Here is a 1,449-nt window from a genome sequence, read left to right on the forward strand (position 1 = left end):
TGAACTGACCCCATTTAGTTGGACAGATTAATTGCTAGGCTACCGAGGGCTGATTTCTGTATTGCACAGGACTCAGCCCTTTTAATTTCAGTTTAATGCGGTCGTAATTATAGTAGCGAATATAGTTAGCCAATCCCTTTTCAAGCTCTTCAATGGTTTTAAATTTATTCAGATAGTAATATTCTGACTTCAGTACTGCAAAGAAGCTTTCCATTGCCGCATTATCCAGGCAATTTCCTTTGCGCGACATACTTTGTACAACTTGACGTTGCTCCAGTATTCGTTGGTAAGCCGACATTTGATATTGCCAGCCTTGGTCTGAATGCAGCATTGGTTTATCGTCTGGTTTGAGCTTGGCCCATGCTTTTTTGAGCATATCGCTGACCATCTTGAACACAGGTCTGCGGGACGTTTCATAGGCAATGATTTCGCCATTGTACAAATCCAAAATGGGCGATAAATAGAGTTTTTCTCCTGCCACATTAAATTCCGTGACATCCGTCACCCATTTCTGATTCGCCTTTTCAGCGACAAACTGGCGCTGCAATAGATTTGGTGCGATACGACCGACATTCCCTTTGTAGGAACGGTATTTTTTGATTCTGACCAATGATTTCAACCCTAATTCTGCCATCAACCGCTGTACGGTTTTATGGTTCACATTGATACCCAATTGCTTGATGCTCGCCGTGATACGACGATATCCATAACGCCCCTTATGACGCGCGTAAATTGTGCGGATGTGCTTCTTCAAATCGGCATACTTATCCTTCACCATCAACGCTTTTTGTTGATAGTAAAACGTACTGCGAGCCATTCCCGCAATCTTAAGCAAACCAACAATAGGATAGTTCTGCCTTAGTTCCTGGACTACTTGCGCTTTTTGAGTGACGCTTCCAGTGCCTGCTCCTGAACTAAGGCTTTCAACTTTTTTAAATAGGCATTCTCCATACGCAGATAATTCACTTCTTCCAGCAATTCTTCGCGGCTGCGGCTCTCATCTGTTTTGGCAGGTTGTGGCTGAACTTTTTTTGGGGGCGACATGGCTTTGGGGCGTCCTCGGGTACGTGGAATTAGGGCTTGAATGCCACCACTATGATAACTGCGTTCCCAATTGCTGAGAATATTCAAATTGCGAATATCAAACAAGATCGCCGTCTCGCGGTAGGAAAGCTGCTTATCCCACATATATTGAAGTACAGATAGTTTGAACTCTGCGCTGTAATGACTGAATTTTTTATCCAGCCCCGCTTCGCCGTGTAGCGCGTACTGCTTTACCCAATTACGCACGAACGAGTGATTAATCTCGTATTGATGAGCAACGGCTTTATAACCCGTTGAACCTTCCTGATACCGTTTAACAACGGCTAGTTTGAATTGCTTTGAATACTTACTCATGAAAACACCCCAAAAGTTTGGACGGATGTCCAACTTTTGGGGTGCAGTTCA

The 1,449-nt window shown here is 43.9% G+C and carries 1 protein-coding gene; it reads right to left on the reverse strand.

Annotation, left to right across the window (positions count from 1 at the left end; all coding sequences use genetic code 11):
- Nucleotides 1-34 precede the first annotated feature (34 nt).
- A protein-coding gene (locus tag S2091_RS23700; protein WP_423828261.1) for an IS3 family transposase occupies nucleotides 35-1,398 on the reverse strand; the annotation gives its coding sequence in 2 pieces (ribosomal slippage) (nucleotides 35-903 and nucleotides 903-1,398; 1,365 coding nt in all).
- Nucleotides 1,399-1,449 lie beyond the last annotated feature (51 nt).

Origin of the sequence: Solimicrobium silvestre (genome assembly GCF_002976435.1) — a bacterium.
GTDB classification, from domain to species: Bacteria; Pseudomonadota; Gammaproteobacteria; order Burkholderiales; family Burkholderiaceae_D; genus Solimicrobium; species Solimicrobium silvestre.